Origin of the sequence: Streptomyces sp. A 4/2 (assembly GCF_940670765.1) — a bacterium.
Taxonomy (GTDB): Bacteria; Actinomycetota; Actinomycetes; order Streptomycetales; family Streptomycetaceae; genus Streptomyces.
The window spans coordinates 226,780-250,328 of sequence record NZ_CALNVW010000031.1; the positions used below are offsets into that span (position 1 = coordinate 226,780).

The following is a 23,549-nucleotide window of genomic DNA, read 5'->3' on the forward strand; positions in this document are numbered from 1 at the left end:
GTCGGTCCCTCAGCCGTAGACCGGCCCGGTGTACTTCTCGCCGGGGCCCTGGCCGGGCTCGTCGGGTACGACCGACGCCTCGCGGAACGCCAGCTGGAGCGACTTCAGGCCGTCGCGCAGCGGAGCCGCGTGGAAGGAGCTGATCTCCGTGGCGCTGGCCGTCACCAGTCCGGCCAGCGCCTGGATCAGCTTCCGCGCCTCGTCCAGGTCCTTGTGCTTCTCGCCGTCCTCGGCGAGGCCGAGGTTGACGGCTGCCGAGCTCATCAGATGCACTGCGACCGTCGTGATCACCTCGACCGCGGGGACGTCCGCGATGTCGCGGGTCATGGAGTCGAAGCCGGGGGCTTCTTCGGGGGTAGGGGTCGCGTCGCTCATGACGCACACGATATGCGGTGGCGCCCCGGCCCCCGCGCGGAGGCCGGGGGAGCGCGGGATTGGCCCGGATACGGGCGAGCTGCTAACCTTGTGTAACGACCGGCCGGACACCTATGTGCTCGGCCCACAAGTGGAGGCTCCGATCTCCCACCTGACTGTCCTCCGGGACGGCGGGTCACCGGTCAGGCGGCGCCCATCGTTCCGTACGGACGATGGAAGCCACCCGATGTGCGCCCCGCGGTTGACGCGGCGGTGCTCCGGTATGTGAGGAGCTCCCGCCTGTGTCCCGTCCGGGGCGTTTTTCATGTTCCAGTGCGGTTGGTCTGTCGATACAGACGTTACGCGGCTGTCTGCCAGAGAGCCGTGTGGTGCTACCGAGGAGGATCCATCAGCGCCGAGCCCCGCATCAACGACCGGATTCGCGTTCCCGAGGTGCGACTTGTCGGACCCAGTGGCGAGCAGGTCGGCATCGTGCCGCTTGCCAAGGCCCTGGAGCTGGCACAGGAGTACGACCTCGACCTGGTCGAGGTCGCGGCGACCGCCCGTCCGCCCGTGTGCAAGCTCATGGATTACGGGAAGTTCAAGTACGAGTCGGCCATGAAGGCCCGTGAGGCGCGCAAGAACCAGGCGCACACGGTCATCAAGGAGATGAAGCTCCGGCCGAAGATCGACCCGCACGACTACGACACCAAAAAGGGTCACGTCGTGCGCTTCCTCAAGCAGGGCGACAAGGTCAAGATCACGATCATGTTCCGTGGCCGTGAGCAGTCCCGTCCCGAACTGGGCTTCCGGCTGCTCCAGCGTCTCGCTTCGGACGTCGAGGACCTCGGGTTCATCGAGTCGAACCCGAAGCAGGACGGCCGAAACATGATCATGGTTCTTGGCCCGCACAAGAAGAAGACCGAGGCCATGGCCGAGGCGCGCGAGGCTCAGGCCGCCCGCAAGGCGGAGCGCCAGGGCTACGCGACCGAGGGGTCCGCGGACGAGGCCACCGAGGCTCCGGCCGAGGCGGAGGCCGAAGCACCGTCCGAGACCACCTCCGAAGCGTGACCAGGGGGGCCGCCACCCAGGCGGCCCCGGGGTTCCGCCCGGAACACATACCAACGATCTGACGCTCCTGGCTGCCGGTGCCCGCACCGGGGGAGCGTCACTGACGAGGAGAGAACGGCGCGATGCCGAAGAACAAGACGCACAGCGGTGCCAGCAAGCGCTTCAAGATCACCGGCTCCGGCAAGGTGCTCCGTGAGCGCGCCGGCAAGCGCCACCTGCTTGAGCACAAGTCGTCCAAGAAGACGCGTTCGCTGACCGGCACCGTCGTGGTGGCCCCGGCCGACGCCAAGAAGATCAAGAAGCTTCTCGGCAAGTGATGTCGCAGCCCCCGGTGACCGTCGGGGGCGCGATATCGGGACCGGGACCAATTCGTTTCCGGGCCGTGTGAGTTCACCCACGGCCCCGCTACAAGGAGTCAACTAGTGGCACGCGTCAAGCGGGCAGTCAACGCCCACAAGAAGCGCCGGGCAATTCTCGAAGCGGCCAAGGGCTACCGCGGTCAGCGTTCGCGCCTGTACCGCAAGGCCAAGGAGCAGGTCACCCACTCCCTGGTCTACAACTACAACGACCGCAAGAAGCGCAAGGGCGACTTCCGTCAGCTGTGGATCCAGCGCATCAACGCCGCTGCCCGCCAGAACGGCATGACGTACAACCGCCTCATCCAGGGTCTGAAGGCCGCCAACATCGAGGTGGACCGCAAGATCCTCGCCGAGCTGGCCGTCAACGACACCAACGCGTTCGCCGCGCTGGTCGAGGTCGCGCAGAAGGCGCTCCCGAGCGACGTCAACGCGCCGAAGACCGCTGCCTGATCCAGGCAAGCTCTTCAACGGAGGACCCGCAGGCGGACACCGCCTGCGGGTCCGCTGTGTTCCACACTCCGGACGCACCGCCGTCCGGACGCTCCGCAGTTCCGTACGTACGTAAGGTGAAACGCCGACCATGGGCACCCCCGCCGAGCTGATCTCCCCGCGTTCCCCGCGCGTCGCCGCCGCCAAGCGGCTCGCCCGGCGCAACTTCCGTACCAAGGAACGCCGGTTCATCGCCGAGGGGCCGCAGGCCGTGCGTGAGGCGGTCCGGCACCGGGTGGGCGGCGAGCCGACCCTGACCGAGCTGTTCACCACCGTCGAGGCCGCCGAACGGTACGAGTCCATCGTCGAGGCGGCCCGGTCCGGCGGCGCACGGATCCATCTCGCCGCCGACGAGGTGCTCGCCGAACTCTCCCAGACCGTCACCCCGCAGGGCCTGGTCGGCGTCTGCCGCTTCCTGGACTCGCCGTTCGAGGAGATCCTCGCCGCGCGCCCCAGGCTGGTGGCGGTCCTCGCGAACGTCCGCGACCCGGGGAACGCCGGGACGGTGCTGCGCTGCGCGGACGCCGCCGGGGCCGACGCCGTCGTCCTCACCGACGCCTCCGTCGACCTGTACAACCCCAAGTCCGTCCGGGCGTCGGTCGGTTCGCACTTCCATCTGCCGGTCGCGGTGGGCGTCCCCGTCGAGCAGGCCGTCGCCGGGCTGAAGGCCGCGGGCGTACGGATCCTCGCGGCCGACGGCGCGGGCGACGACGACCTGGACGCCGAACTCGACGCGGGCACCATGGGCGGGCCGAGCGCCTGGGTGTTCGGCAACGAGGCGTGGGGGCTGCCCGAGGAGACCAGGGCGCTCGCCGACGCCGTGGTCCGCGTCCCCATCCACGGCAGGGCGGAGAGCCTCAACCTCGCGACGGCCGCCGCCGTGTGCCTCTACGCGTCCGCCCGTGCGCAGCGTGCTGCGGGAGGGTGCCGCTCCGTCACCTCCAGCTAGTAGGGTGGCCAACTCGGGGGCCCACTGCGCTATTCGGAGAGGTGGGATACGGGGATGGCCGTCTCAGCGGACAGTACGTCGGCGCACGGACACGGATCGCCACCGGACGGGTACGGCGGACCGGGCGAGGTACAGGCGTACCAGGGCGTGGCCCCGGACGACCTGCCCGACGGCCTCGTCGTCGCCGACGAGAACGGCCGGGTCGTCTGCTTCAACACCGCCGCCGCACGGATCACCGCCGTACCGAAGGAAGCCGCACTCGGCTCCCCGCTGGAGCAGGCGCTGCCCCTGGAGGACCTCAAGGGCCGCCGCTGGTGGACGCTGACCGATCCGTACGGCGGACTCGCCATCCGGCACGGACAGCCCGAGCGCAATCTGCTCCTGCCCGGCGGCCGGGAGGTGCTGGTCTCCGCACGCTACATACGGGAGCACCCCACCGGGCCCGTGCGGCGGCTGGTGATCTCGCTCCGGGGCACCGAGGCCCGGCGGCGCACCGAGCGCAGCCACGCCGAGCTGATAGCCACCGTCGCGCACGAACTGCGCTCCCCGCTGACCTCGGTCAAAGGCTTCACCGCGACCCTGCTCGCCAAATGGGAGCGCTTCACCGACGCCCAGAAGCGGCTCATGCTGGAGACCGTCGACGCCGACGCCAACCGCGTGACCCGGCTGATCGCCGAGCTGCTCGACATCTCCCGCATCGACTCGGGCCGCCTGGAGCTGCGCCGCCAGCCGGTGGACATCGGCGCCGCAGTGGACCGGCACATCCAGGCACACACCGCGTCCGGACAGGACCCCGACCGGTTCGTGGTCCGCATCCAGCAGCCGCTGCCCGATCTGTGGGCGGACCCGGACAAGGTCGACCAGGTGCTGGGCAACCTGCTGGAAAACGCGGTGCGCCACGGCGAGGGAACCGTCACCATCGAGGTGGCGCCGGCCGCCGCGAAGGACGACGAGAAGGGAACGGGTGTCACCGTGACCGACGAAGGCCCCGGTATCCCCGAGGAGTCGATGAGCCGTGTCTTCACCCGGTTCTGGCGGGGCAGCAAACGCGGTGGGACCGGGCTCGGCCTGTACATCGTCAAGGGCATCATCGAGGCGCACGGCGGGACGATCACCGTGGGCCGCGGGCCCGGCGGCGGCGCCGAATTCCGATTTATCCTGCCCGTGGGTACTCCGGCCCACCTGAAATAGGGACCCGTCGCACGGCATCACGCCGGGGCGACGGGAGAGCCGGAACGGACCGCGGGCTTCTTCGCCCCCCTGAGACCTCTAGACTCGACCTTTGGCACGTTTGCGTCCTTGACGTCGCTGTCGGCGAGGTGGTCGCCTCAGCCAGCCAATCGGAAGTACGGGAAGAGATGTCGGCACCGAACAAGTCGTACGACCCAGTTGAGGTCGAGGCACTGAAACCGGAAGAGATCGAGCGCATGCGGAGCGAGGCGCTCGCCGCCTTCGCCGCCGCGGGCGACCTCGACGCGCTCGCACACGCGAAGACGGCGCACACCGGCGGCACCTCGCCGCTGGCGCTCGCCAACCGCGAGATCGGTGCGCTGCCGCCCCAGGCCAAGGCCGAGGCGGGCAAGCGCGTGGGCATGGCGCGCGGCGCGGTGAACAAGGCCCTCGCGGCCCGCCAGGCCGAGCTGGAGACCGAGCGCGACGAGCGCGTCCTGGTCGAGGAGGCAGTGGACGTCACACTGCCCCACGACCGCACGCCCGCCGGCGCCCGCCACCCGCTGACCACGTTCATGGAGCGGGTCGCGGACATCTTCGTCGCCATGGGGTACGAGGTCGCCGAGGGCCCGGAGGTCGAGGCGGAGTGGTTCAACTTCGACGCCCTGAACTTCACCCCGGACCACCCGGCCCGGCAGATGCAGGACACCTTCTTCGTCCAGGGCCCGGAGGGCACCGAGGGCGACGAGTCCGGTGTCGTGCTGCGCACCCACACCTCGCCCGTCCAGGCCCGTACGCTGCTCGACCGTGAGCCGCCCGTCTACGTCGTCTGCCCGGGGCGGGTCTACCGCACCGACGAGCTGGACGCCACGCACACCCCGGTCTTCCACCAGATCGAGCTGCTCGCCGTGGACGAGGGCCTGACCATGGCCGACCTCAAGGGCACCCTGGACCACATGGTGCAGTCGCTCTTCGGCCAGGACATGACCACCCGGCTGCGCCCGAACTACTTCCCGTTCACCGAGCCGTCCGCCGAGATGGACATGCAGTGCTACGTCTGCCGCGGCGCGTCGGTGGGCAACCCCGACCGCCCGTGCCGTACCTGCTCCAGCGAGGGCTGGATCGAGCTGGGCGGCTGCGGGATGGTCAACCCCAAGGTGCTGACCGCCTGTGGCGTCGACCCCGGGAAGTACAGCGGATTCGCCTTCGGGTTCGGCATCGAACGGATGCTGATGTTCCGCCACAACGTCGAAGACATGCGAGACATGGTCGAGGGTGACATCCGTTTCACCCGGCCGTTCGGGATGGAGATCTGATGCGGGTCCCGCTTTCCTGGCTGCGGGAGTACGTCGATCTCCCCGCCACCGAGACCGGCCGTGACGTACAGGCCAAGCTCATCGGCGTCGGTCTGGAGGTCGAGACGGTCGAGCAGATCGGCGCCGGCCTCAAGGGCCCGCTGGTCGTCGGCAAGGTCCTCACCATCGAGGAGCTGGAGGGCTTCAAGAAGCCGATCCGGTTCTGCACCGTCGACGTCGGCACGGCCAACGGCACCGGCGAGCCGCAGGAGATCGTCTGCGGCGCCCGGAACTTCGCCGTCGGCGACAAGGTCGTCGTGGTCCTGCCGGGCGCGGTCCTGCCCGGTGACTTCGCCATCGCCGCGCGCAAGACGTACGGCAAGACCTCGCACGGCATGATCTGCTCCGGCGACGAGCTGGGCATGGGCGACGACGGCTCGCACGGCATCATCGTGCTGCCGCCCGAGCACGAGGTCGGCACCGACGCCATCGCGCTGCTCGAACTGGTCGACGAGGTCCTGGACATCGCCGTCACCCCGGACCGCGGGTACGCCCTGTCGATCCGCGGCGTGGCCCGGGAGACCGCCACCGCCTACGGCCTGCCGCTGAGCGACCCGGCGCTGCTGGACGTGCCCGCGCCGAACGCGGACGGATACCCGGTGCGGATCGCCGCCCCCGACGGCTGCGACCGCTTCACCGCGCGTACGGTCGTCGGTCTCGACCCCGAGGCCCGTTCCCCGATCTGGCTGCAGCGCCGTCTGCAGAAGGCCGGGATGCGCCCGATCTCGCTCGCCGTCGACATCACCAACTACGTGATGCTGGAGCTCGGCCAGCCGCTGCACGCCTACGACCGGACCCGGATCGACGGGCCGATCGGGGTGCGCAGGGCGGAGCCCGGCGAGAAGTTCACCACGCTCGACGGCGTCGCGCGCGTCCTCGACGCGGGCGACCTCGTCATCACCGACAACCGCGGCCCCATCGGCCTGGCCGGGGTGATGGGCGGCGCCAACACCGAGATCGCCGACGCGCAGCCCGACCCCGCCACCGGACAGGTCCGGGGCACCACCGAGGTCGTCATCGAGGCCGCGCACTTCGACGCGCTCTCCATCTCGCGCACCGCCCGCCGTCAGAAGCTGGCCTCCGAGGCGTCCAAGCGCTTCGAGCGGGGCGTCGACCCGGAGGCCGCCTCGGCAGCCGCCCAGCGGACCGTCGACCTCCTCGTGCTGCTCGCGGGCGGCACCGCGGAGCCCGGCGTCACCGAGATCATCGCGCCGTCCGCGCCGCGCACCATCTCGATGCCCGCCGACCACCCCGACCGGGTGGCCGGCGTCGCCTACGGCCGCGAGACCGTCGTACGCCGCCTCCAGCAGGTCGGCTGTGACGTCTACGGGCAGGACGAACTGGTCGTCACCGTGCCGTCCTGGCGCCCCGACCTCGCCTACCCCAACGACCTGGCCGAAGAGGTCATCCGCCTGGAGGGGTACGAGAACCTCCCCTCGACGCTGCCCAGGCCCCCGGCGGGCCGCGGGCTGACCGCGCGGCAGCGGCTGCACCGCAGGGTCGGCCGCGCGCTGGCCGGTGTCGGCTTCGTCGAGGCACTGAGCTACCCGTTCCTCGGCGACGCGGCGTTCGACCAGCTCGGCCTGGCCGCCGACGACCCCCGCCGTGACACGGTCAAGCTGGTCAACCCGCTCTCCGACGAGGAGCCCGCGCTGCGCACCACGCTGCTGCCGGGTCTGCTCGGCGCGCTGCGGCGCAACACCGGACGCGGCTCGCACGACCTCGCGCTCTTCGAGACCGGCCTGGTCTTCGTCCCCCGGCCCGCGGAGAACGACGGCCAGGGCGTGCCCGCGCGGCTGCCCGTCGACCGCAGGCCCACGGACGAGGAGATCGCCGGGCTCGACGCCGCACTGCCGCACCAGCCGCGCCGCATCGCCGCCGTTCTGACCGGTGCGCGCGAGCAGTCCGGCTGGTGGGGCAAGGGCCGCCCGGCCGACTGGGCGGACGCCGTCGAGGCGGCCCGTACCGTCGCCCGCGAGGCCGGTGTCGAGCTGACCGTCCGCGGTGACCGCAACGAGCCGTGGCACCCCGGCCGTTGCGCCGCGCTGTACGTCACCGTGGACGGCGAGGACGTACTCGCCGGTCACGCGGGCGAACTGCACCCGCGCGTCATCAAGGCGTTCCATCTCCCGGAGCGCACCTGCGCGATGGAGATCGAGCTGGATGTGCTGGAGCGGGCGACCACCGTGCTCGTCGCGCCCCGGATCTCCGTCTTCCCGGTGGCGACCCAGGACGTCGCGCTGATCGTCCCGGCGGGTGTGCCTGCCGCCGACGTCGAGGCGGCGCTGCGCGAGGGCGCGGGTGAACTCCTCGAGTCGCTGCGGCTGTTCGACGTCTTCACCGGTGACCAGATCGGTGCGGGCAAGAAGTCCCTGGCGTACGCGCTGCGCTTCCGCGCGGCGGACCGCACGCTCACCGTGGACGAGGCGACGACCGCGCGGGACGCGGCTGTCGCACTCGCCACGGAGCGGACCGGGGCGGTGCTGCGCGGGGCGTAGGTCCTGCCGGGCCACCGTGCCGGTCGGCGGAGGTGGCGCAGAGCGATCTGCTGAGGGGCGTGTCCGGACCACCGGACACGCCCCTCACTCGTCCGGGTCAGGAGTACGGGTAGAAGCCCGACCCCGTCTTACGGCCGAGCCGTCCGGCGTCCACCATCCGCTGGAGCAGCGGGGGAGCGGCGTACAGCGGCTCCTTGTACTCGGCGTACATCGAGTCCGCGACCGAAGCGACCGTGTCCAGGCCGATCAGGTCGGAGAGCTTCAGCGGACCCATCGGATGGGCGCAGCCCATCTCCATGCCGTTGTCGATGTCCTCGCGGCTCGCGATGCCCGACTCGAACATCCGGATCGCGGAGAGCAGATACGGGATGAGGAGCGCGTTGACCACGAAACCGGAGCGGTCCTGGGCGCGGATCGCGTGCTTGCCGAGCACGTCCTGCACCAGCGCCTCGGAGCGCCGGACGGTCTCGTCGGAGGTGGTCAGCGCCGGGATCAGCTCGACGAGCTGCTGCACGGGGGCCGGGTTGAAGAAGTGGATGCCCATGACCTGGTCCGGCCTGGACGTCGCGACGGCCAGCTTCACCAGCGGGATGGAGGAGGTGTTGGAGGCCAGGATGGCGTCCTGGCTGGTCACGACCTGGTCGAGGACCTGGAAGATCTCGGTCTTGACCTGCTCGTTCTCCACGACGGCCTCGATGACGAGATCGCGGTCGGCGAACTCCCCGAGGTCGGTGGTGAAGCTCAGCCGGCCGAGCGTCGCGTCGCGCTCCTCCTCGGTGATCTTGCCGCGCTCCGCGGCCTTCGAGAGGGAGTTGTGGAGCCGGGTGCGGCCTATCTCCAGAGCCTCACCGGTGGTCTCGGCGACCTTCACCTCCAGGCCGCTACGGGCGCAGACCTCTGCAATACCCGCGCCCATCTGGCCGCAGCCCACCACTCCGACGCGTTCGATGTCGGTCACATCCAGCCTTTCGCAGATCGTCGCGGGCGAGTTCCCCGTATGCTCCCGGCGCCCGCCCGGCCCCCAGACGTTACCTCTGACCGGTGGGTGGTCTGGGGGCCGGGTTAACAGTCGCTCACTGGACAAATCGCAACATCAGGGTCTATCCGGTCTTTACTCGCTGGGTGACCGCGATGCACACGAGGACCGCGACGGCCGCCACCGGAGCGGCGACCGGCAGCTGTTCGCCGAGCAGGAGGACCGAGGAGACCAGGGTCAGCAGCGGCTGTGCGAGCTGGAGCTGGCTGGCCTTGGCGACCCCGATCTCCGCCATCGCCCGGTACCAGACGATCAGGCCCAGGAACTGCGATCCGGCCGCCAGCCAGAGCAGTCCGGCGATGCTGTGCCCGGTGAGACGGACCGGCTCGACGGCCAGCGTCACGGCCGCGACGGGCAGGGCCAGGGGCAGGCACAGCACCAGTGCCCAGCCGATCACCCGCCAGCCCGGCATCTCCCTGGCCAGCCGGCCGCCCTCGGAGTAGCCCGCGGCGCAGATCAGCAGGGCCCCGAAGAGATACATGTCACCGGTGGACAGTGCCCCGCCGGACTGCTGCACGGTGAAGGCGATCACCACGGCGGCCCCGGCGAGCGCGGCGATCCAGAAGGTGCGGGAGGGCCGGGCCCCGGTCCGTACGGCGGAGTACGTGGCTGTGGTGAGCGGCAGCAGCCCCACCACCACGGCGGCGTGGGAGGTCGTGGAGGTCTGCAGTGCCAGCGTGGTGAGCAGCGGGAAGCCCACGACCACCCCGCTGGCCACCACGGCGAGACCGGCCCACTGGCGGCGCTCGGGCAGCGGGGCGCGCAGTGCGAGCAGGCAACCGCCCGCGATCAGTGCGGCGAGCGCGCAGCGCACGGAGACGAGCGACCAGGGCCCGAAGCCTTCGAGCCCCCAGGCCGTCGCGGGGAACGTCAGTGAGAAGGAGGCGACGGCCAGCACGCCGAGCAGCGTTCCGCTTCTGCTGACTGCTATCGACGTCTCGGGAGTAGCGCTATCCTGTGCTGTCATGAATCAGCGTAGCAGTGTGGCCGAACTGGTGGCATCGTTGAAGGCGGAGCTGAACCGCTATCCGATTGGTGGAAAGCTGCCGTCCAGTCGGGCCATGGTCGAGACCCATCGGGTGAGTCCCGTGACGGTCTCCCGCGCGCTTGCCCAGCTGGCAGCCGAAGGGCTCGTCGTGACCCGTCCGGGCGCGGGGGTGTTCCGCGCGCAGCCGCGTAACGACACCCAGGCCCCCGGCGACACCTCCTGGCAGGAGGTCGCGCTCAGCGCGGACGGGGCCACGGACGCGGCCCCCCGCGCGGTCGACGCCTCCGGCGTGCTGGTCACACTCGCGGCTCCGCCCTCGGGCGTCATCGAGTTCAACAGCGGCTATCTGCACTCCTCGCTCCGGCCGGAACGGGCCATGGCCGCCGCCCTCGCACGCGCGGGCCGCAGGCCGGGAGCGTGGGGGCGACCACCCGTGGACGGCATCCCCGAACTGCGCGAGTGGTTCGCCCGTGGCATCGGCGGGCCGGTCACGGAGGCCGAGGTGCTCGTCACCGCGGGCGGCCAGAGCGCGCTCACCACCGCACTGCGCGCCCTCGCTCCGCCGGGCGCCCCCGTCCTCGTCGAGTCACCCACCTATCCCGGCATGCTGGCCATCGCCCGTGCGGCGGGGCTGCGTCCGGTCCCGGTGCCGGTGGACCCCGACGGCGTACGCCCGGAGCTGCTCGCCGCGGCCTTCCGGGCCACCGGGGCCCGCGTCTTCGTCTGCCAGCCGCTCTTCCAGAACCCGACCGGCGCGGTGCTCAGCGCCGAGCGCCGGCCCGAGGTACTGCGCATCGCCCGCGAGGCGGGGGCGTTCGTCGTCGAGGACGACTTCGTCCGCCGGCTGGTGCACGAGGACGCGGGGCCGCTGCCGAAACCGCTGGCCACCGACGACCAGGACGGCGTGGTCGTCCACGTCTGCTCACTCACCAAGGCCACGTCGCCCAGCCTGCGGGTGGGCGCACTCGCCGCTCGCGGTCCCGTACTGGAACGGCTGCGCTCCATCCAGATCGTCGAGAGCTTCTTCGTCCCCCGCCCCCTCCAGGAGGCCACCGTCGAGCTGGTCGGCTCGCCCGCCTGGAACCGTCATCTGCGCTCTGTGGCCATGGAGTTGAGGGACCGGAGGGACACGCTCACCGCGGCGCTCCGCGGCAGCCTCCCCGAACTGGAACTCCCGCACGTGCCCACCGGCGGCTACCACCTCTGGCTGCGGCTGCCCGACAGGTCGGACGAGGGCGCCGTCGTCTCCGCGGCTCTCCGCGCGGGCGTCGCCGTCGCACCGGGCCGCCCCTACTTCCCGGCCGAGCCGCCGGCCCCGCACCTGCGGCTGAGCTTCGCCGGGGTGGCGAGCCGGGGTGAGATCACCGAGGGGGTACGGCGGTTGCGCACGGCCTGCGACGAGGCGTTCGGCTGACGGCACACCGGGGCCGCGGTACGGGACGGGCGCCGTCCGCCCGCTCCCGGACTCCGGCCGGTCGTTCGGGTCAGGACTCTTGACCTGCCCGGGTTTCAGTCGCACGATCGCGGCCATGAGCGTTCGCGTCACGCTGGTCACCGCTGCGCGCAGTTCCTCCCGGCTCGCCGAGCGGTTCGACGACGACCGGCCACTCGATCAGACGGGCTGGCACGAGGTGCAGCTCTCCGCGAGTGCCCTGGTGCCGCTCGCGGCGGCCGAACTGCGGTACTGCTCGCCCACCGCCCGCAGTCGTGCCACCGGCGACGCGCTCGGGTTCGCGCCGCTGCTGCAACCCGCGCTGAGCGACTGCGACATGGGTCGCTGGCGGGGGTTCACCCTGGCGGAGGTGGCGGCGCGCGAACCGGCGGCGGTCGACGCCTGGCTCGCCGACCCCCGCTCGGCCCCGCACGGCGGCGAGTCGCTGCTGCGCTTCATCTCACGGATAGGGGGCTGGCTGGAGACCAGGCCCGCCTGCGACGGTTCGATCGTCGCGGTCGCGGAGCCGTCCGTCGTCCGGGCCGCCCTGGTCTACGCGCTCAAGGCCCCGCCGTCGACGTACTGGAACGTCGATGTCCGGCCGCTGTCCACCGTGACGTTGACCGGACTGCCGGGCCGCTGGAGTCTGCGGCTGGAGACCGGCGTTCGCTGAGAGCGCGAGGGGCCGGAACAGCTCGACGCGGCCGACGGAATTGTGCAGGATCAAGGGCGTGGGGGCCGTCACTCATCGGCGAGCGCCGGCCCATCGAGTCGGGTGTGCGGTACGGGGCTGCGAGGCGGGGGAGACCATGGGCGACCATTTCCAGACGGTCATCGATGTCGAGGCGACGCAGGAGGAAGCCGAACGGCTCGCCCCCCGGCTGGTCGACTGGCTCGTCGAACAGGGCATCGTCACCCGCGAACTCACCCGCGACGGCATGTACAGCATGGGCACCGATGTCGGCCATCTGCCGGGCCCGCACTGGGCGCGAGCGGTCTCCGACGCGTCGGACGAGCCGGACGCGCCGGGGCCGGTGGCGGTGATCGTCGGCCGGAACCAGTACTGCGGCGGTCAGGGCGCCTCCGAGGCGGTGTCGGCCGTCTGTCCACGCTGCGCGCGGGAGATCAGGTTCATCGACTACCAGAGCCTCGTCCACGCAGTGGACGAGGACGCCTGGCGGCCCTTCTGCCAGGGCATCGAGGCCTGGCGGGCGACCGGGCACGCCGGTGTCAGCTGCCCCTCCTGCGTGAAGCCGATCCCGATGACGGAGTGGCTCTGGGCCCCCGGCTTCGCGCTGGGCAGTCTGGCCGTCGACTTCTGGAACTGGCCCCGGCTCAGCCGGGAGTTCGTCGCGGAAGCCGAGCGGCAGACGGGGCACCGGATCGAGGAGCTGACAGGGAAGTTCTGAGCGGCGGTCAACTGCCCGGAACGGGCCGGTCCGAGGAACTGCGGGCGGAGCGCGGGTACGGTGCCACGGGCGTGTTCAGGACCGAGGGGCGGACGGCGGCCGGTCAGTCCGTCGTACCGGTGGTGGTGTCGTTCCCCGCGGAGCCGTTGATGTGGCGCTGCTGCGCCGCGGTGAGCGCGCGGACGACGAAGATGCCTGCCGCCGCCGCGCCGATGACAGCCGCGTCGGCGACCAGGAGCATGGGTACGTCCGTGTAGGTGCGGGCGATGACCTGGTCCGTGGAGCCCGTGTACATCAGGCCCACCCCGCTCAGCGTCCCGGCGAGCCACAGGCCCCACCACCAGTTCACGGCGCGCGGCAGCCGCTCTCCCGGGGCGCACCGGCGGTGGATGTCGGCGACGATCCCGCGGGGCACCCACAGGTTCGCGATGGGCACGATCCAGCCCGCGTACACCCACGGCAAGGCGTAGCGCGGCGGTTTCCCCGAGAGGGTACGGGCGTTGTCCCGGGCGTTGAGCAGCCAGGCCAGGAACGCGATCACGCAGAGCGCCGTGGCTGCGTCTCCCAGGCGGCTGACCAGGTGGTAACTGTCCTCCAGGGCGGTCAGCGGGCGGTGTCGGCCGTCGCCCTGGTCCGGCGGCCCGGCGGCAGGCACCCCGGACGCGGCGAGCCGAAGCTGCCACAGCGCTCGGACCAGCCAGGTGGCACCCGAGAGGGCGAAGGCGGCGACGGCACAGTGGGCGGCGCCCCGGACAGGGCGCAGGGCGGGCGGCGCTATGGGATCGTTCACCCCGCCATCCTTCCACGGACGACCACGTACACCGGCCGTGCCACCGAACGCTTCCACCGGTGCGAACTCCGTCTGTCGGCAAGGGAGATGCGCGAGGTCATGCTGAGGGAGCCTGACCCCCGCAACCGCTGTCTCTTCACACGCGCCCGCGTCGACCACGCCACCTCCGTACAACCGGCACCGGCTGTGACCGGACGTGGAGTAAACGCGCCGCTTCCCGTGTTGTGACGGCGACGACGGCGGGGTGGCCCGCGGTCCACCGCAGGGAGGGGACGGGAGCCGATGAGCCTTCGTCAGTACGAGTACGCCCTGGCCATTGCCGAGGAGGGCTCGGTGACCGCGGCGGCGGAGCGGCTGCACGTCGCCCAGCCGTCGGTGTCCCAGCAGATCCGCGGCCTGGAGCGGGAACTCGGCGTGAAGCTGTTCGCCCGCACACCGACCGGGCTGGTGCCCACGGTGGTCGGCCGCGCGTTCCTGCGGGAGGCTGAGATCGCGGTGAGCGCGTCGCGGCGGGCGAGGGCGACGGCGCGGGCCGGTGCCGATGACGTGGTGGGCGAGCTGGTGGTCGCGGTGCAGATGGGCTTCGGCACGCGGCAATTGCCGGGCGCGCTGAGCGCGTTGCGCCGCCGCTTCCCGCGGCTGGAGGTCACGGTCTTCGAGGAGCCGAGCTCCGCCGAGCTGGAGCGGCTGTGCCGCCGGGGCGTGCTGGACCTCGCCCTGATGGCGGCGTGCGAGCGGAGCCCCGCCGACGCCCACCACCTCGGTGACGAGGAATTCGTCGTGGTGCTGGGCGCCGGGCACCGGCTGCTCGCCGCGGACCGGGTCCAACTGCGCGAGCTGGAGGGGGAGCCGTGGGTGAGGTTCGACCGCGACAGCGCGCTCGACGGCGTACTGCTGAACGTGCTGCGGAACAACGATCCGACCCCGACCACGGCCGCCCGCGTCTCCCAGACGGCGACGGCCGTGCGCTGGGCCGCCCACGGGCTGGGGGTGACGCTCGTCCCGGCCTCCGCGGTGCCCCACGGCCACGAGCACCTCGCCCGCCCGGTGCTCCCGCTCGTGGCCCAGCCCGTCATCGCCGTGGTCCGGCAGGGCGCGGGCCCGGCGGAGACGGCCCTGCTCGAACTCCTTCGTCAGGAGAGCTGGTCCGAGTCCGTCTTCTCCTCACCGGTTTCCTGACGGCGCCGACGACGGACGACGGACGACAGACGGACGCGCGGGCGCCCGCGTCATTCTTTCTCCCGGCTGTGAGGAGAGCGGCATTCCGGTATTCCGGAATACCGTGCGTGTCAGCCCCTGGGGAATTCACCGCCGTCCACGACGAGATTGCTCGCCGTCAGCCAGCTCGCCCGGTCGGACAGGAGGAACAGCACCGCGTGCGCAATGTCCTCGGGCAGGCCGTCGCGGCCCAGCGGCGTGGTGTCGTCGGCGTTGGTCCGGGCGGGTGCCCCGCCCGTGCGCGCGGACACCTCCGCCCACTGCTCCCGCGTCGCTTCGCCTCCGGGGGTGGCGGTCCTGCCGGGAGACACGGTGTTGACCCGGATTCCGAACGGGGCCAGCTCCAGGGCCAGTCCCTGGCTGTAGGTCTCCAGTGCGGCCTTCGCCGCCACGTAGTGCAGGAACGGTCCCAGCGGGGTGAGGACGGCGGCCGAGGAGACGTGCACGATCCTCCCCGAACGCCGTTCCCGCATCCCCGGTGTCAGCAGCGAGTCCAACCGCACCGACGCCAGGAAGTTCAGGTCCAGCGCGTCCTGCCACTCCTCGTCGGGGATGGCCGAGGCGCCTTCGTGAGGTCGGGCCCCGCCCGCGTTGTGGACCAGGATGTCCACCCCGCCGAGCACCTCCTGCGCGGCTGCGGCGAGCGCCTCCACTCCGGCCCGTGTCCGTACGTCTGCCTCCACGAAGGCGGCCCCCTCCGGCGCCGAGCTCGTCGACGACCTGGCGGTCGTGAGTACCTCGGCACCCGCGTCCAGGAGCTGGCGCACGACTGCCGCTCCGATTCCGCGTGTACCACCTGTGACCAGGGCCCGCTTTCCCGCGAGTTCGCGCGTTCCCGATCCGTTCTCGATCGTGGTCATGCCACCGGTCCTCTCGATTGCGCCATTGCCCGCTCGACGGAAGAAGGATCGAAGTGCGCATCGCGCGAATCCTCGGAGAATTCGCGGTGAGCACCTCGTCGGGCGGTTTCACGGGATTCACGGTAGGTCCGGAAAAGAACGAGAGGCAAAGACGAAATGTCAGCAGGTCCTATAGGGAACCCCTATGGCGAAGGGTTCTGCCGCTCTGGTCAGCCGTGCTCGGGCTCCACCGGCAGCCACAGTTCGGCGTCGGCGTGGGTCTTTTCCGGCGACAGGCGGGTGCGCAGGATCTCAGGGCCGGTACGGGTGCGGTACGGGTTCGACGGGAACCACTCGGTGAACACGTCCCGCCACAGCTCCTGGATGGCCTGCGGCGCCGGCCCGGAGGTGGTGAAGACCGCCCAGGTGCCGGCCGGGACGGCCAACGCGGTCGTGCCCTCCGGGGCGCCCGCGGAGGTGATCACACCGTGGTGGTAGTCGAGTTCGGTGCCCTCGGCGCGGCTGGGGTCCAGGTCGTCGCAGACCGCGACGATGCCGTGCGGCTCCTGGTCCGACAGTTCCTCCAGGCGCTCCAGAGTCTGCGGCTCGATCCCTCGGACGAAGTCCGTGATCGCCTGGTTCGGCCCCGCATGCACCAGCGGTACCCGGGTCTTGAGCCCGACGACGGCGAAGTCCGCCTTGTCCACGACGCGGTACCGCAGGGTGCTGCTCCCTTCGATGGTGAGGCGGAAGGACATCCGGGACCGGGAGTTGAGCGCGGCGCCGGTACGCCGGGCCTCGCCCGGTCCGATGCCGTGCATGGCACGGAACGCCCGCGCGAACGCCTCGCCGGAGCTGTACCCGTAGCGCACCGCGATCTCCAGCAGCGTCTCGCGCCCCGCCAGCACTTCGGCGCCCGCGAGGGTGAGCCGACGGCGCCGGATGTACTCCGACAGCGGTATGCCCGCGAGCGCGGAGAACATCCGACGCAGGTGGTACTCCGAGGTGGCCGCGATGCGTGCCAGTTCCTTCACCTCGATGTCCTGGTCGAGATGGCTCTCGATGTGCTCCATGGCCTGGTTCAGCCGCTCCAGCATGCCCGGCCTCCTTCTTCCTGACGGCCACCTCGCTGGGCAGCGATGACGTAGGTCCACTGGCTACCCGGCGCTGCAGCCCGCGCCGTCCCCGTCCGGACCCGGGGTGTCCTGTCCCAGGCCCCGGCGGATCGCGATCTCCACGGGGGAGTACGCGCTGTCGGCCCGCTCCAGCTCGTACGGCGCGGCCGGCATCAGCGGCGGCTGAGCCATGAAACGGGGCCGCACCCCGTGGTGCGGTTGCGCCGCGTGCACCAGGAACGGATGACACAGGAAGACGTCGCCAGGAGACCCCGTGGCGAGGGTAAGCGGCCGGTGCTCGGACGCCGCCACCAGACCGGGCGCGAGGGTCAGCCCGCTCGCCCCGTCCTCCCCGTACTTCTCCAGCACCTTCGGCACGTCGAGGTGTGAGCCGACCCGGATCCGGGTCGGAGCGTCCTCCTCGCCGACTTCGCTGAACAGGAACAGCATCAGCAGCGACCGCCCCCGGGATCGCAGATTGGTGAAGTACCAGCTCTCGCCCTCCGGCAGATAGCTCCCCTCGATGTGCCAGCCCGCGTCGTCCGGCTCCTCCTCGTGCGGGAAGCGCAGCGGGAACGTGCCCAGTGAGTAGCGAGGTTCCCAGCGCCCCGCGCCGACGAGCAGGTCGTACGCGCGCTGCAGGAACGGGGAGTTGGGCGCGGCGGCGAACGGCCCCTGTGCCATGCCGGCCACCCAGTGCACGGGCTGCGTCCATGTCGCTGGATCGTCCGGGTCGCAGCCCGTCTCCCGCCACAGCAGCCGCGCGCAGTCAGCGGCCACGCGCGGTGCGACGGCGCCCTCCAACTTCACGAAGCCGTCGCGGAGGAAGCGGGTTACCAAGGTCGTGTCATCCATGCCCCCATCGTGCAGCGACATCGGTCCCGATCACCCGACTTTCCCCGCACCGCCTTTGTCGGGTGCTCGCCGAGCCCGTTGTCGGCCCTCCGGGACCCGGCTGACCATGACCGAAGCCGGTCAAGTCGGGGGCGCGCGAGGTACGTACGTGCCTTTTGGGGCAACGTGCCGTTAGGGGTGTCGCGGACGCACTCGGCGTCCCGGCCGGAAGGATGCTCGATGCCCACGAAGCGCGTTGCCCGCCGTCTGCTGGTGCTGACAGCCACGGCGGCTGCCGGTACAGGTGCCTTGAGCGTTCCGGCGGTCGCGAGCACGAACGTTCTGGCGGCCGGCAATGCCGCTCACGACACCACGATGATCAACAAGGATCGTGACATCACGGCGGTCGGCGTGACGGCTCACGGCAGCGGGGTGGGCAACGGCCTGGTCCAACTGCCGGTGAACAGCCCTGAGAACCGCGGTGGTGGGGGCAGCCTGCTCTTCTCGGATCGTGGGCTGAAGACCGAGGTCACCGCAGTGGTCTGGGAGCGATGAGCTACCGGCGGTTGAAAGAGCACGTGGCCAGGGCCTGGATGCCGGCCCTGGTCAGGATGCGCCCCCGGCAGGGTGCCTCTGCGGCCGGTCTGGCGTCCGATGCCGTGTCCGGTGCGGTGCACGGTAGCGATCCGGTCAACGGTTACCAGGTGCTGGAGCAGGTGGTGCGGCTGCCGGTCAGCACGTGGCGGTACCACTGGGACCCGCCACACGTACGCCATCTGGGCCCGATGGCGCAGGACTGGTGGAAAGCGTTCGGAGTCGGTGAGAACGACCGGACGATCTGCTGCACCGATGCCAACGGAGTGGCCGTCGTCGCGATCCAGGCACTGCACCGGGAACTGACCGAGCTGCGAAACGAGGTCGCGGCCCTACGAGCCCAGAGTCCACCGGCACACCACCCCAGCGGTCCCGGAGCCGCCGACCCGGGATGAAGGGCCGCCCCGGGGCAGGAGCTGACGTGCGTACCAGCGAAATCCGCCGAGCCCCGGTCCCGGGACCCACGTGATCCGTGGTCAGCTGGGAGATCCGGATCCGCACCCGTCCGTGGCGGCGGATGTGCCCGGTTTCCGTCCACGATGTCCGGGCGGGTGGGTCGCTGCGGTCAGCCGCGCACCGCAGTCAGGCACTCGTCGGGAAAGGATCGTCTCCTCGGCCCAGGACGTCCCGCTCCGACTCGGCCGCTCGGTCACCACGACGCCGCCTTCTCCGCCGCGACCTTTGCATAAAAGTGCATAGCTGCGTATAGTCATGCCATCGACGAGGAGGATTCCGATGGCGGTACGTGCAGCAGTGGCAGGGGCAAGCGGATACGCCGGCGGGGAACTGCTCCGTCTGCTGCTGGTCCACCCGGAGGTCGAGATCGGGGCCCTCACCGGCAACTCCAACGCGGGACAGCCGCTCGGCGCGCTGCAGCCGCATCTGCGTCCGCTCGCCGACCGGGTGCTCCAGCCGACCACCGCCGATGTGCTCGCCGGTCATGACGTCGTCTTCCTCGCGCTGCCGCACGGACAGTCCGCCGCCGTCGCCGAGCAGCTCGGCGACGAGGTCCTTGTCGTCGACATGGGCGCCGACTTCCGGCTGAAGGACGCGGGCGACTGGGAGAAGTTCTACGGCTCCCCGCACGCCGGGACCTGGCCGTACGGTCTGCCCGAGCTGCCCGGTGGCCGTGCCGCGCTCGCGGGGTCCCGGCGCATCGCCGTACCCGGGTGCTATCCGACGGCCGTGTCCCTCGCCCTCTTCCCGGCGTACGCGGCCGGTCTGGCCGAGCCCGAAGCGGTGATCGTGGCAGCTTCCGGCACCTCCGGTGCGGGCAAGGCCGCCAAGCCGCATCTGCTCGGCTCGGAGGTGATGGGCTCGATGTCCCCGTACGGCGTCGGCGGCGTCCACCGGCACACCCCGGAGATGATCCAGAACCTCAGCGCGGCGGCGGGCGAGCCGGTCACGGTCTCGTTCACGCCGACCCTCGCGCCCATGCCCCGCGGCATCCTCGCCACCTGCACCGCGAAGCTGAAGCCCGGCGTGGGCGCCGACGCGCTCCGCGCGGCGTACGTGAAGGCGTTCGCGGACGAGCCGTTCGTCGACCTGCTCCCCGAGGGGCAGTGGCCGTCGACGGCCGCCGTGTACGGCTCCAACGCCGTGCAGATCCAGCTCGCGTACGACGAGGCGGCCGGGCGCGCCGTCGTCATCAGCGCCCTCGACAATCTCGCCAAGGGCACCGCGGGCGGCGCCCTGCAGAGCATGAACATTGCCCTCGGACTTCCCGAGGACACAGGTCTTTCCACGATCGGAGTGGCACCGTGAGCGTCACGGCAGCGAAGGGATTCACGGCGGCGGGTATCGCCGCCGGAATCAAGGAGAGCGGCAATCCGGATCTGGCCCTCGTGGTCAACAACGGGCCCCGACTGGCCGCTGCGGGCGTCTTCACCTCCAACCGCGTCAAGGCCGCCCCGGTCCTCTGGTCCGAGCAGGTGCTCAAGGGCGGCGCCGTCGGCGCGGTCGTCCTCAACTCCGGTGGTGCCAACGCCTGTACGGGTCCCAAGGGGTTCCAGGACACCCACGCCACCGCGGAGAAGGCCGCCGAGGTCCTCGGCGGGAACGCGGGCGAGGTGGCCGTCGCGTCGACCGGCCTCATCGGGCTGCTGCTGCCCATGGACAAGCTCCTGCCGGGCATCGAGAAGGCTGCCACCGAACTCTCCGCGCACGGCGGCGAGAAGGCGGCCATCGCCATCAAGACCACCGACACCGTCCACAAGACGGCCGTCGCGGGCGGTGTGGGCTGGAGCGTCGGCGGAATGGCCAAGGGCGCGGGCATGCTCGCCCCCGGGCTCGCCACCATGCTGGTCGTCCTCACCACCGACGCCGACCTGGAGAGCGCGGTCCTGGACCGGGCGCTGCGCGACGCCACCCGGCAGACCTTCGACCGGATCGACTCCGACGGCTGCATGTCGACCAACGACACGGTGCTGCTGCTCGCCTCCGGCGCCTCCGAAGTGGTGCCCGGGTACGAGGAGTTCGCCCAGGCTGTCCGCACGGTCTGCGACGACCTCGCCCGTCAGCTGATCGGTGACGCGGAAGGGGCCAGCAAGGACATCCGCATCGAGGTCGTCAACGCCGCGACCGAGGACGACGCGGTCGAGGTGGGCCGCTCCATCGCCCGTAACAATCTGCTCAAGTGCGCCATCCACGGCGAGGACCCGAACTGGGGCCGGGTGCTGTCCGCGATCGGTACCACCGGGGCTGCCTTCGAGCCCGATGAGCTCAATGTCGCCATCAACGGCGTCTGGGTCTGCAAGAAGGGCTGTGTCGGCGAGGACCGTGATCTCGTCGACATGCGCTACCGCGAGGTGAAGATCACCGCCGATCTCGCCGCGGGCAGTGCGTCCGCCGTGATCTGGGCCAACGACCTCACCGCCGACTACGTCCACGAGAACAGCGCGTACAGCTCATGAGTACCCGTAAGCACACCGCGCTGCCCAAGGCCCAGACCCTCATCGAGGCGCTGCCCTGGCTGACCCGCCACCACGGCAAGACCGTCGTCATCAAGTTCGGCGGCAACGCCATGGTCGACGAGGAGCTGAAGTCCGCCTTCGCCCAGGACGTCGTCTTCCTGCGGCACGCCGGGCTCAAGCCGGTCGTCGTGCACGGTGGCGGTCCGCAGATCAGCGCGCAGCTCGACCGGCACGGCCTGGTCAGCGAGTTCAAGGCCGGACTGAGGGTGACCACCCCCGAGGCGATGGACGTCGTACGGATGGTCCTCGCCGGTCAGGTCCAGCGCGAACTCGTCGGGCTGCTCAACCAGCACGGCCCGCTCGCCGTCGGGATGACCGGCGAGGACGCGAACACGATCACCGCGGTCCAGCACTTCCCGCAGATCGACGGGGAGCCCGTGGACATCGGCCGGGTCGGTGAGATCACCGAGATCAACATCGGTGCGATCGAGGCCCTCCTCGACGACGGCCGGATCCCGGTCGTCTCCTCCATCGCGCGCAGCGCCGACGACAACCACGTCTTCAACGTGAACGCCGACACCGCCGCCGCCGCACTGGCCGCCGCGCTGAACGCGGAGACGCTGATGGTGCTCACCGATGTCGAGGGGCTGTACGAGGACTGGCCGAACAGCGACGAGGTGATCAGCAGGCTCACGGCGAAGGAGCTGGAGAAGCTGCTGCCCGAGCTGGCCAGCGGCATGGTCCCCAAGATGCAGGGCTGCCTGTTCGCCGTGCGCAACGGCGTCACCACCGCCCGGGTGATCGACGGACGGGTCCAGCACTCGATCCTGCTGGAGATCTTCACCGACGAGGGCATCGGCACGATGGTCGTGCCGGACGCAGAAGGCGCAGAAGCCGCAGAAGTCACCGAACGCACCGTCACCGAGGGGGAGTCATGAGCAACCAGGATCTCGCGCAGCGCTGGCAGGGCGCTCTGATGGACAACTACGGCACCCCGAAACTCTCCCTGGTGCGCGGCGCGGGTGCCAGGGTCTGGGATGCCGACGGCACGGCGTACACCGACTTCGTCGGCGGCATCGCGGTCAACGCGCTCGGCCACGCCCACCCCGCGGTCGTCGACGCGGTCTCCCGGCAGATCGCCTCGCTCGGCCATGTCTCCAACCTCTACATCGCCGAACCGCCGGTCGCCCTCGCGGAGCGGCTGCTCCAGCTCTTCGGCCGCCCCGGCCGCGTGTACTTCGCCAACTCGGGCGCCGAGGCCAACGAAGCCGCCTTCAAGATCGGCCGGCTCACCGGGCGTACCCACATGGTCGCCACCCAGGGCGCCTTCCACGGCCGCACCATGGGCGCGCTCTCGCTGACCGGCCAGCCCGGCAAGCAGAACGGCTTCGAGCCGCTGCCCGGCGTGGTCACCCATGTTCCGTACGGTGACGTGGAAGCGCTGCGCGCGGTCGTCACCGAGAACACCGCCTTCGTGATCATCGAGCCGGTCCAGGGGGAGAACGGCGTCGTCGTCCCGCCCAAGGGCTACCTCCAGGCCGCCCGCGCGATCACCCGCGCCACCGGCACCCTGCTGGTGCTCGACGAGGTCCAGACCGGGGTCGGGCGCACCGGCAGCTGGTTCGAGCACCAGGCGCACGACGGCGTCGACCCCGATGTCGTCACGCTCGCCAAGGGACTGGGCGGCGGGCTGCCGCTGGGCGCCGCTGTGGCGTTCGGCCCGGCGGCCGATCTGCTCCACCCCGGGCAGCACGGTTCGACGTTCGGCGGCAACCCCGTCGCCTGCGCCGCCGGACTCGCGGTGCTCGACACGATCGCCGCCGACGGAATCCTCGACAACGTGAAGCGGATGGGGGAGCGGCTGCGGAGCGGAATCGAGGCCCTGGGGCACCCGTTGGTCGGGCAGGTCCGTGGTGCCGGACTGCTGCTGGGTATCGTGCTCACCGAGTCCCGCGCGCACCAGGTGCAGAAGGCGGCTCAGGACGCCGGCTTCCTGGTGAACGTGACCGGTCCCGATGTCGTACGACTGATGCCCCCACTGATCATCGGCGACGACGAGGTGGACGCGTTCCTCCAGGCGCTGCCCGGCGTTCTCGACCAGGCCAACGGGGAAGAGCGATCCGCAGAATGAGGCAAG

24 protein-coding genes are annotated in these 23,549 nt (G+C 71.0%); 17 read left to right on the top strand and 7 right to left on the bottom strand.

Annotated features, from left to right (window positions below):
• Positions 1 to 9 precede the first annotated feature (9 nt).
• Positions 10 to 375 (bottom strand): DUF1844 domain-containing protein, encoded by a 366-nt coding sequence (locus NBY69_RS23755; RefSeq protein ID WP_250303326.1) that lies wholly within the window; start codon positions 373 to 375, stop codon positions 10 to 12.
• Positions 376 to 738: 363 nt separating this feature from the next.
• On the opposite strand from NBY69_RS23755, the gene infC reads away from it, so the two are divergent.
• The 7 genes from infC to pheT all read left to right on the top strand — a co-directional run bounded on the left by infC (position 739) and on the right by pheT (position 8,245).
• Entirely contained in the window at positions 739 to 1,425 is a 687-nt protein-coding gene (gene infC, locus NBY69_RS23760; protein ID WP_250303327.1) for a translation initiation factor IF-3, read from the top strand.
• A gap of 122 nt (positions 1,426 to 1,547) precedes the next feature.
• On the top strand, positions 1,548 to 1,742 hold the full coding sequence (gene rpmI / locus NBY69_RS23765) for a 50S ribosomal protein L35 (RefSeq protein WP_003970213.1): 195 nt from the start codon (positions 1,548 to 1,550) through the stop codon (positions 1,740 to 1,742).
• Positions 1,743 to 1,847: 105 nt separating this feature from the next.
• On the top strand, positions 1,848 to 2,234 hold the full coding sequence (gene rplT, locus NBY69_RS23770) for a 50S ribosomal protein L20 (RefSeq protein ID WP_250303328.1): 387 nt from the start codon (positions 1,848 to 1,850) through the stop codon (positions 2,232 to 2,234).
• A 130-nt stretch (positions 2,235 to 2,364) separates the two neighbouring features.
• Positions 2,365 to 3,222, top strand: coding sequence for an RNA methyltransferase (locus NBY69_RS23775; RefSeq protein ID WP_250303329.1), 858 nt, complete (start codon positions 2,365 to 2,367; stop codon positions 3,220 to 3,222).
• 54 nt (positions 3,223 to 3,276) lie between these two features.
• Complete coding sequence (locus NBY69_RS23780; RefSeq protein WP_250303330.1) at positions 3,277 to 4,413, top strand: ATP-binding protein; 1,137 nt, start codon at positions 3,277 to 3,279, stop codon at positions 4,411 to 4,413.
• A 167-nt stretch (positions 4,414 to 4,580) separates the two neighbouring features.
• Positions 4,581 to 5,708: a phenylalanine--tRNA ligase subunit alpha gene (gene pheS, locus NBY69_RS23785; RefSeq protein WP_250303331.1), complete on the top strand. Its 1,128-nt coding sequence runs from the start codon at positions 4,581 to 4,583 to the stop codon at positions 5,706 to 5,708.
• Entirely contained in the window at positions 5,708 to 8,245 is a 2,538-nt protein-coding gene (gene pheT, locus NBY69_RS23790) for a phenylalanine--tRNA ligase subunit beta (protein WP_250303332.1), read from the top strand. Before pheS ends, pheT begins: the two co-directional genes overlap by 1 nt.
• Before the next feature lie 97 nt (positions 8,246 to 8,342).
• Here pheT and NBY69_RS23795 read toward each other — a convergent pair whose 3' ends face one another.
• Both NBY69_RS23795 and NBY69_RS23800 read right to left on the bottom strand, forming a co-directional pair.
• Positions 8,343 to 9,203, bottom strand: coding sequence for a 3-hydroxybutyryl-CoA dehydrogenase (locus NBY69_RS23795; protein WP_250303333.1), 861 nt, complete (start codon positions 9,201 to 9,203; stop codon positions 8,343 to 8,345).
• Between the two features lie 142 nt (positions 9,204 to 9,345).
• Complete coding sequence (locus NBY69_RS23800) at positions 9,346 to 10,248, bottom strand: DMT family transporter (protein ID WP_250303334.1); 903 nt, start codon at positions 10,246 to 10,248, stop codon at positions 9,346 to 9,348.
• Here NBY69_RS23800 and NBY69_RS23805 point away from each other — a divergent pair.
• The 3 genes from NBY69_RS23805 to NBY69_RS23815 all read left to right on the top strand — a co-directional run bounded on the left by NBY69_RS23805 (position 10,247) and on the right by NBY69_RS23815 (position 13,110).
• Entirely contained in the window at positions 10,247 to 11,683 is a 1,437-nt protein-coding gene (locus NBY69_RS23805) for a PLP-dependent aminotransferase family protein (protein WP_250303335.1), read from the top strand. The genes NBY69_RS23800 and NBY69_RS23805 overlap by 2 nt on opposite strands.
• Positions 11,684 to 11,798: 115 nt before the next feature.
• On the top strand, positions 11,799 to 12,374 hold the full coding sequence (locus NBY69_RS23810; protein ID WP_250303336.1) for a histidine phosphatase family protein: 576 nt from the start codon (positions 11,799 to 11,801) through the stop codon (positions 12,372 to 12,374).
• 136 nt (positions 12,375 to 12,510) lie between these two features.
• The gene (locus tag NBY69_RS23815; RefSeq protein WP_250303337.1) at positions 12,511 to 13,110 is read left to right on the top strand and encodes a hypothetical protein; all 600 of its coding nucleotides are present in this window, start codon (positions 12,511 to 12,513) and stop codon (positions 13,108 to 13,110) included.
• Positions 13,111 to 13,213: 103 nt separating this feature from the next.
• On the opposite strand, the gene NBY69_RS23820 is transcribed toward NBY69_RS23815, so the two are convergent.
• On the bottom strand, positions 13,214 to 13,900 hold the full coding sequence (locus tag NBY69_RS23820; protein ID WP_250303338.1) for a DUF4328 domain-containing protein: 687 nt from the start codon (positions 13,898 to 13,900) through the stop codon (positions 13,214 to 13,216).
• 282 nt (positions 13,901 to 14,182) lie between these two features.
• Between NBY69_RS23820 and NBY69_RS23825 the strand changes: the two genes are divergently transcribed.
• Positions 14,183 to 15,079 carry a LysR family transcriptional regulator gene (locus NBY69_RS23825; protein WP_250303339.1) on the top strand — a complete coding sequence of 299 codons (897 nt, stop codon included), beginning with the start codon at positions 14,183 to 14,185 and terminating at the stop codon, positions 15,077 to 15,079.
• A gap of 110 nt (positions 15,080 to 15,189) precedes the next feature.
• Here NBY69_RS23825 and NBY69_RS23830 read toward each other — a convergent pair whose 3' ends face one another.
• The 3 genes from NBY69_RS23830 to NBY69_RS23840 form a co-directional block, all read right to left on the bottom strand.
• Entirely contained in the window at positions 15,190 to 15,978 is a 789-nt protein-coding gene (locus tag NBY69_RS23830) for an SDR family oxidoreductase (protein WP_250303340.1), read from the bottom strand.
• A gap of 209 nt (positions 15,979 to 16,187) precedes the next feature.
• Positions 16,188 to 17,054 (bottom strand): AraC family transcriptional regulator, encoded by an 867-nt coding sequence (locus NBY69_RS23835; RefSeq protein ID WP_250303341.1) that lies wholly within the window; start codon positions 17,052 to 17,054, stop codon positions 16,188 to 16,190.
• Positions 17,055 to 17,114: 60 nt separating this feature from the next.
• The gene (locus NBY69_RS23840; protein WP_250303342.1) at positions 17,115 to 17,927 is read right to left on the bottom strand and encodes a phytanoyl-CoA dioxygenase family protein; all 813 of its coding nucleotides are present in this window, start codon (positions 17,925 to 17,927) and stop codon (positions 17,115 to 17,117) included.
• A 219-nt stretch (positions 17,928 to 18,146) separates the two neighbouring features.
• On the opposite strand from NBY69_RS23840, the gene NBY69_RS23845 reads away from it, so the two are divergent.
• From NBY69_RS23845 to NBY69_RS23870, 6 genes are all read left to right on the top strand, one after another.
• Entirely contained in the window at positions 18,147 to 18,461 is a 315-nt protein-coding gene (locus NBY69_RS23845) for a hypothetical protein (protein ID WP_250303343.1), read from the top strand.
• A gap of 11 nt (positions 18,462 to 18,472) precedes the next feature.
• The gene (locus tag NBY69_RS23850; protein ID WP_250303344.1) at positions 18,473 to 18,895 is read left to right on the top strand and encodes a tail fiber domain-containing protein; all 423 of its coding nucleotides are present in this window, start codon (positions 18,473 to 18,475) and stop codon (positions 18,893 to 18,895) included.
• A 340-nt stretch (positions 18,896 to 19,235) separates the two neighbouring features.
• The gene (gene argC / locus NBY69_RS23855; protein WP_250303345.1) at positions 19,236 to 20,264 is read left to right on the top strand and encodes an N-acetyl-gamma-glutamyl-phosphate reductase; all 1,029 of its coding nucleotides are present in this window, start codon (positions 19,236 to 19,238) and stop codon (positions 20,262 to 20,264) included.
• Positions 20,261 to 21,412 carry a bifunctional glutamate N-acetyltransferase/amino-acid acetyltransferase ArgJ gene (gene argJ, locus NBY69_RS23860; RefSeq protein WP_250303346.1) on the top strand — a complete coding sequence of 384 codons (1,152 nt, stop codon included), beginning with the start codon at positions 20,261 to 20,263 and terminating at the stop codon, positions 21,410 to 21,412. The genes argC and argJ overlap by 4 nt, the downstream gene beginning before the upstream one ends.
• On the top strand, positions 21,409 to 22,350 hold the full coding sequence (gene argB / locus NBY69_RS23865) for an acetylglutamate kinase (protein ID WP_250303347.1): 942 nt from the start codon (positions 21,409 to 21,411) through the stop codon (positions 22,348 to 22,350). The genes argJ and argB overlap by 4 nt, the downstream gene beginning before the upstream one ends.
• Positions 22,347 to 23,543: an acetylornithine transaminase gene (locus tag NBY69_RS23870; RefSeq protein WP_250303348.1), complete on the top strand. Its 1,197-nt coding sequence runs from the start codon at positions 22,347 to 22,349 to the stop codon at positions 23,541 to 23,543. The genes argB and NBY69_RS23870 overlap by 4 nt, the downstream gene beginning before the upstream one ends.
• Positions 23,544 to 23,549 lie beyond the last annotated feature (6 nt).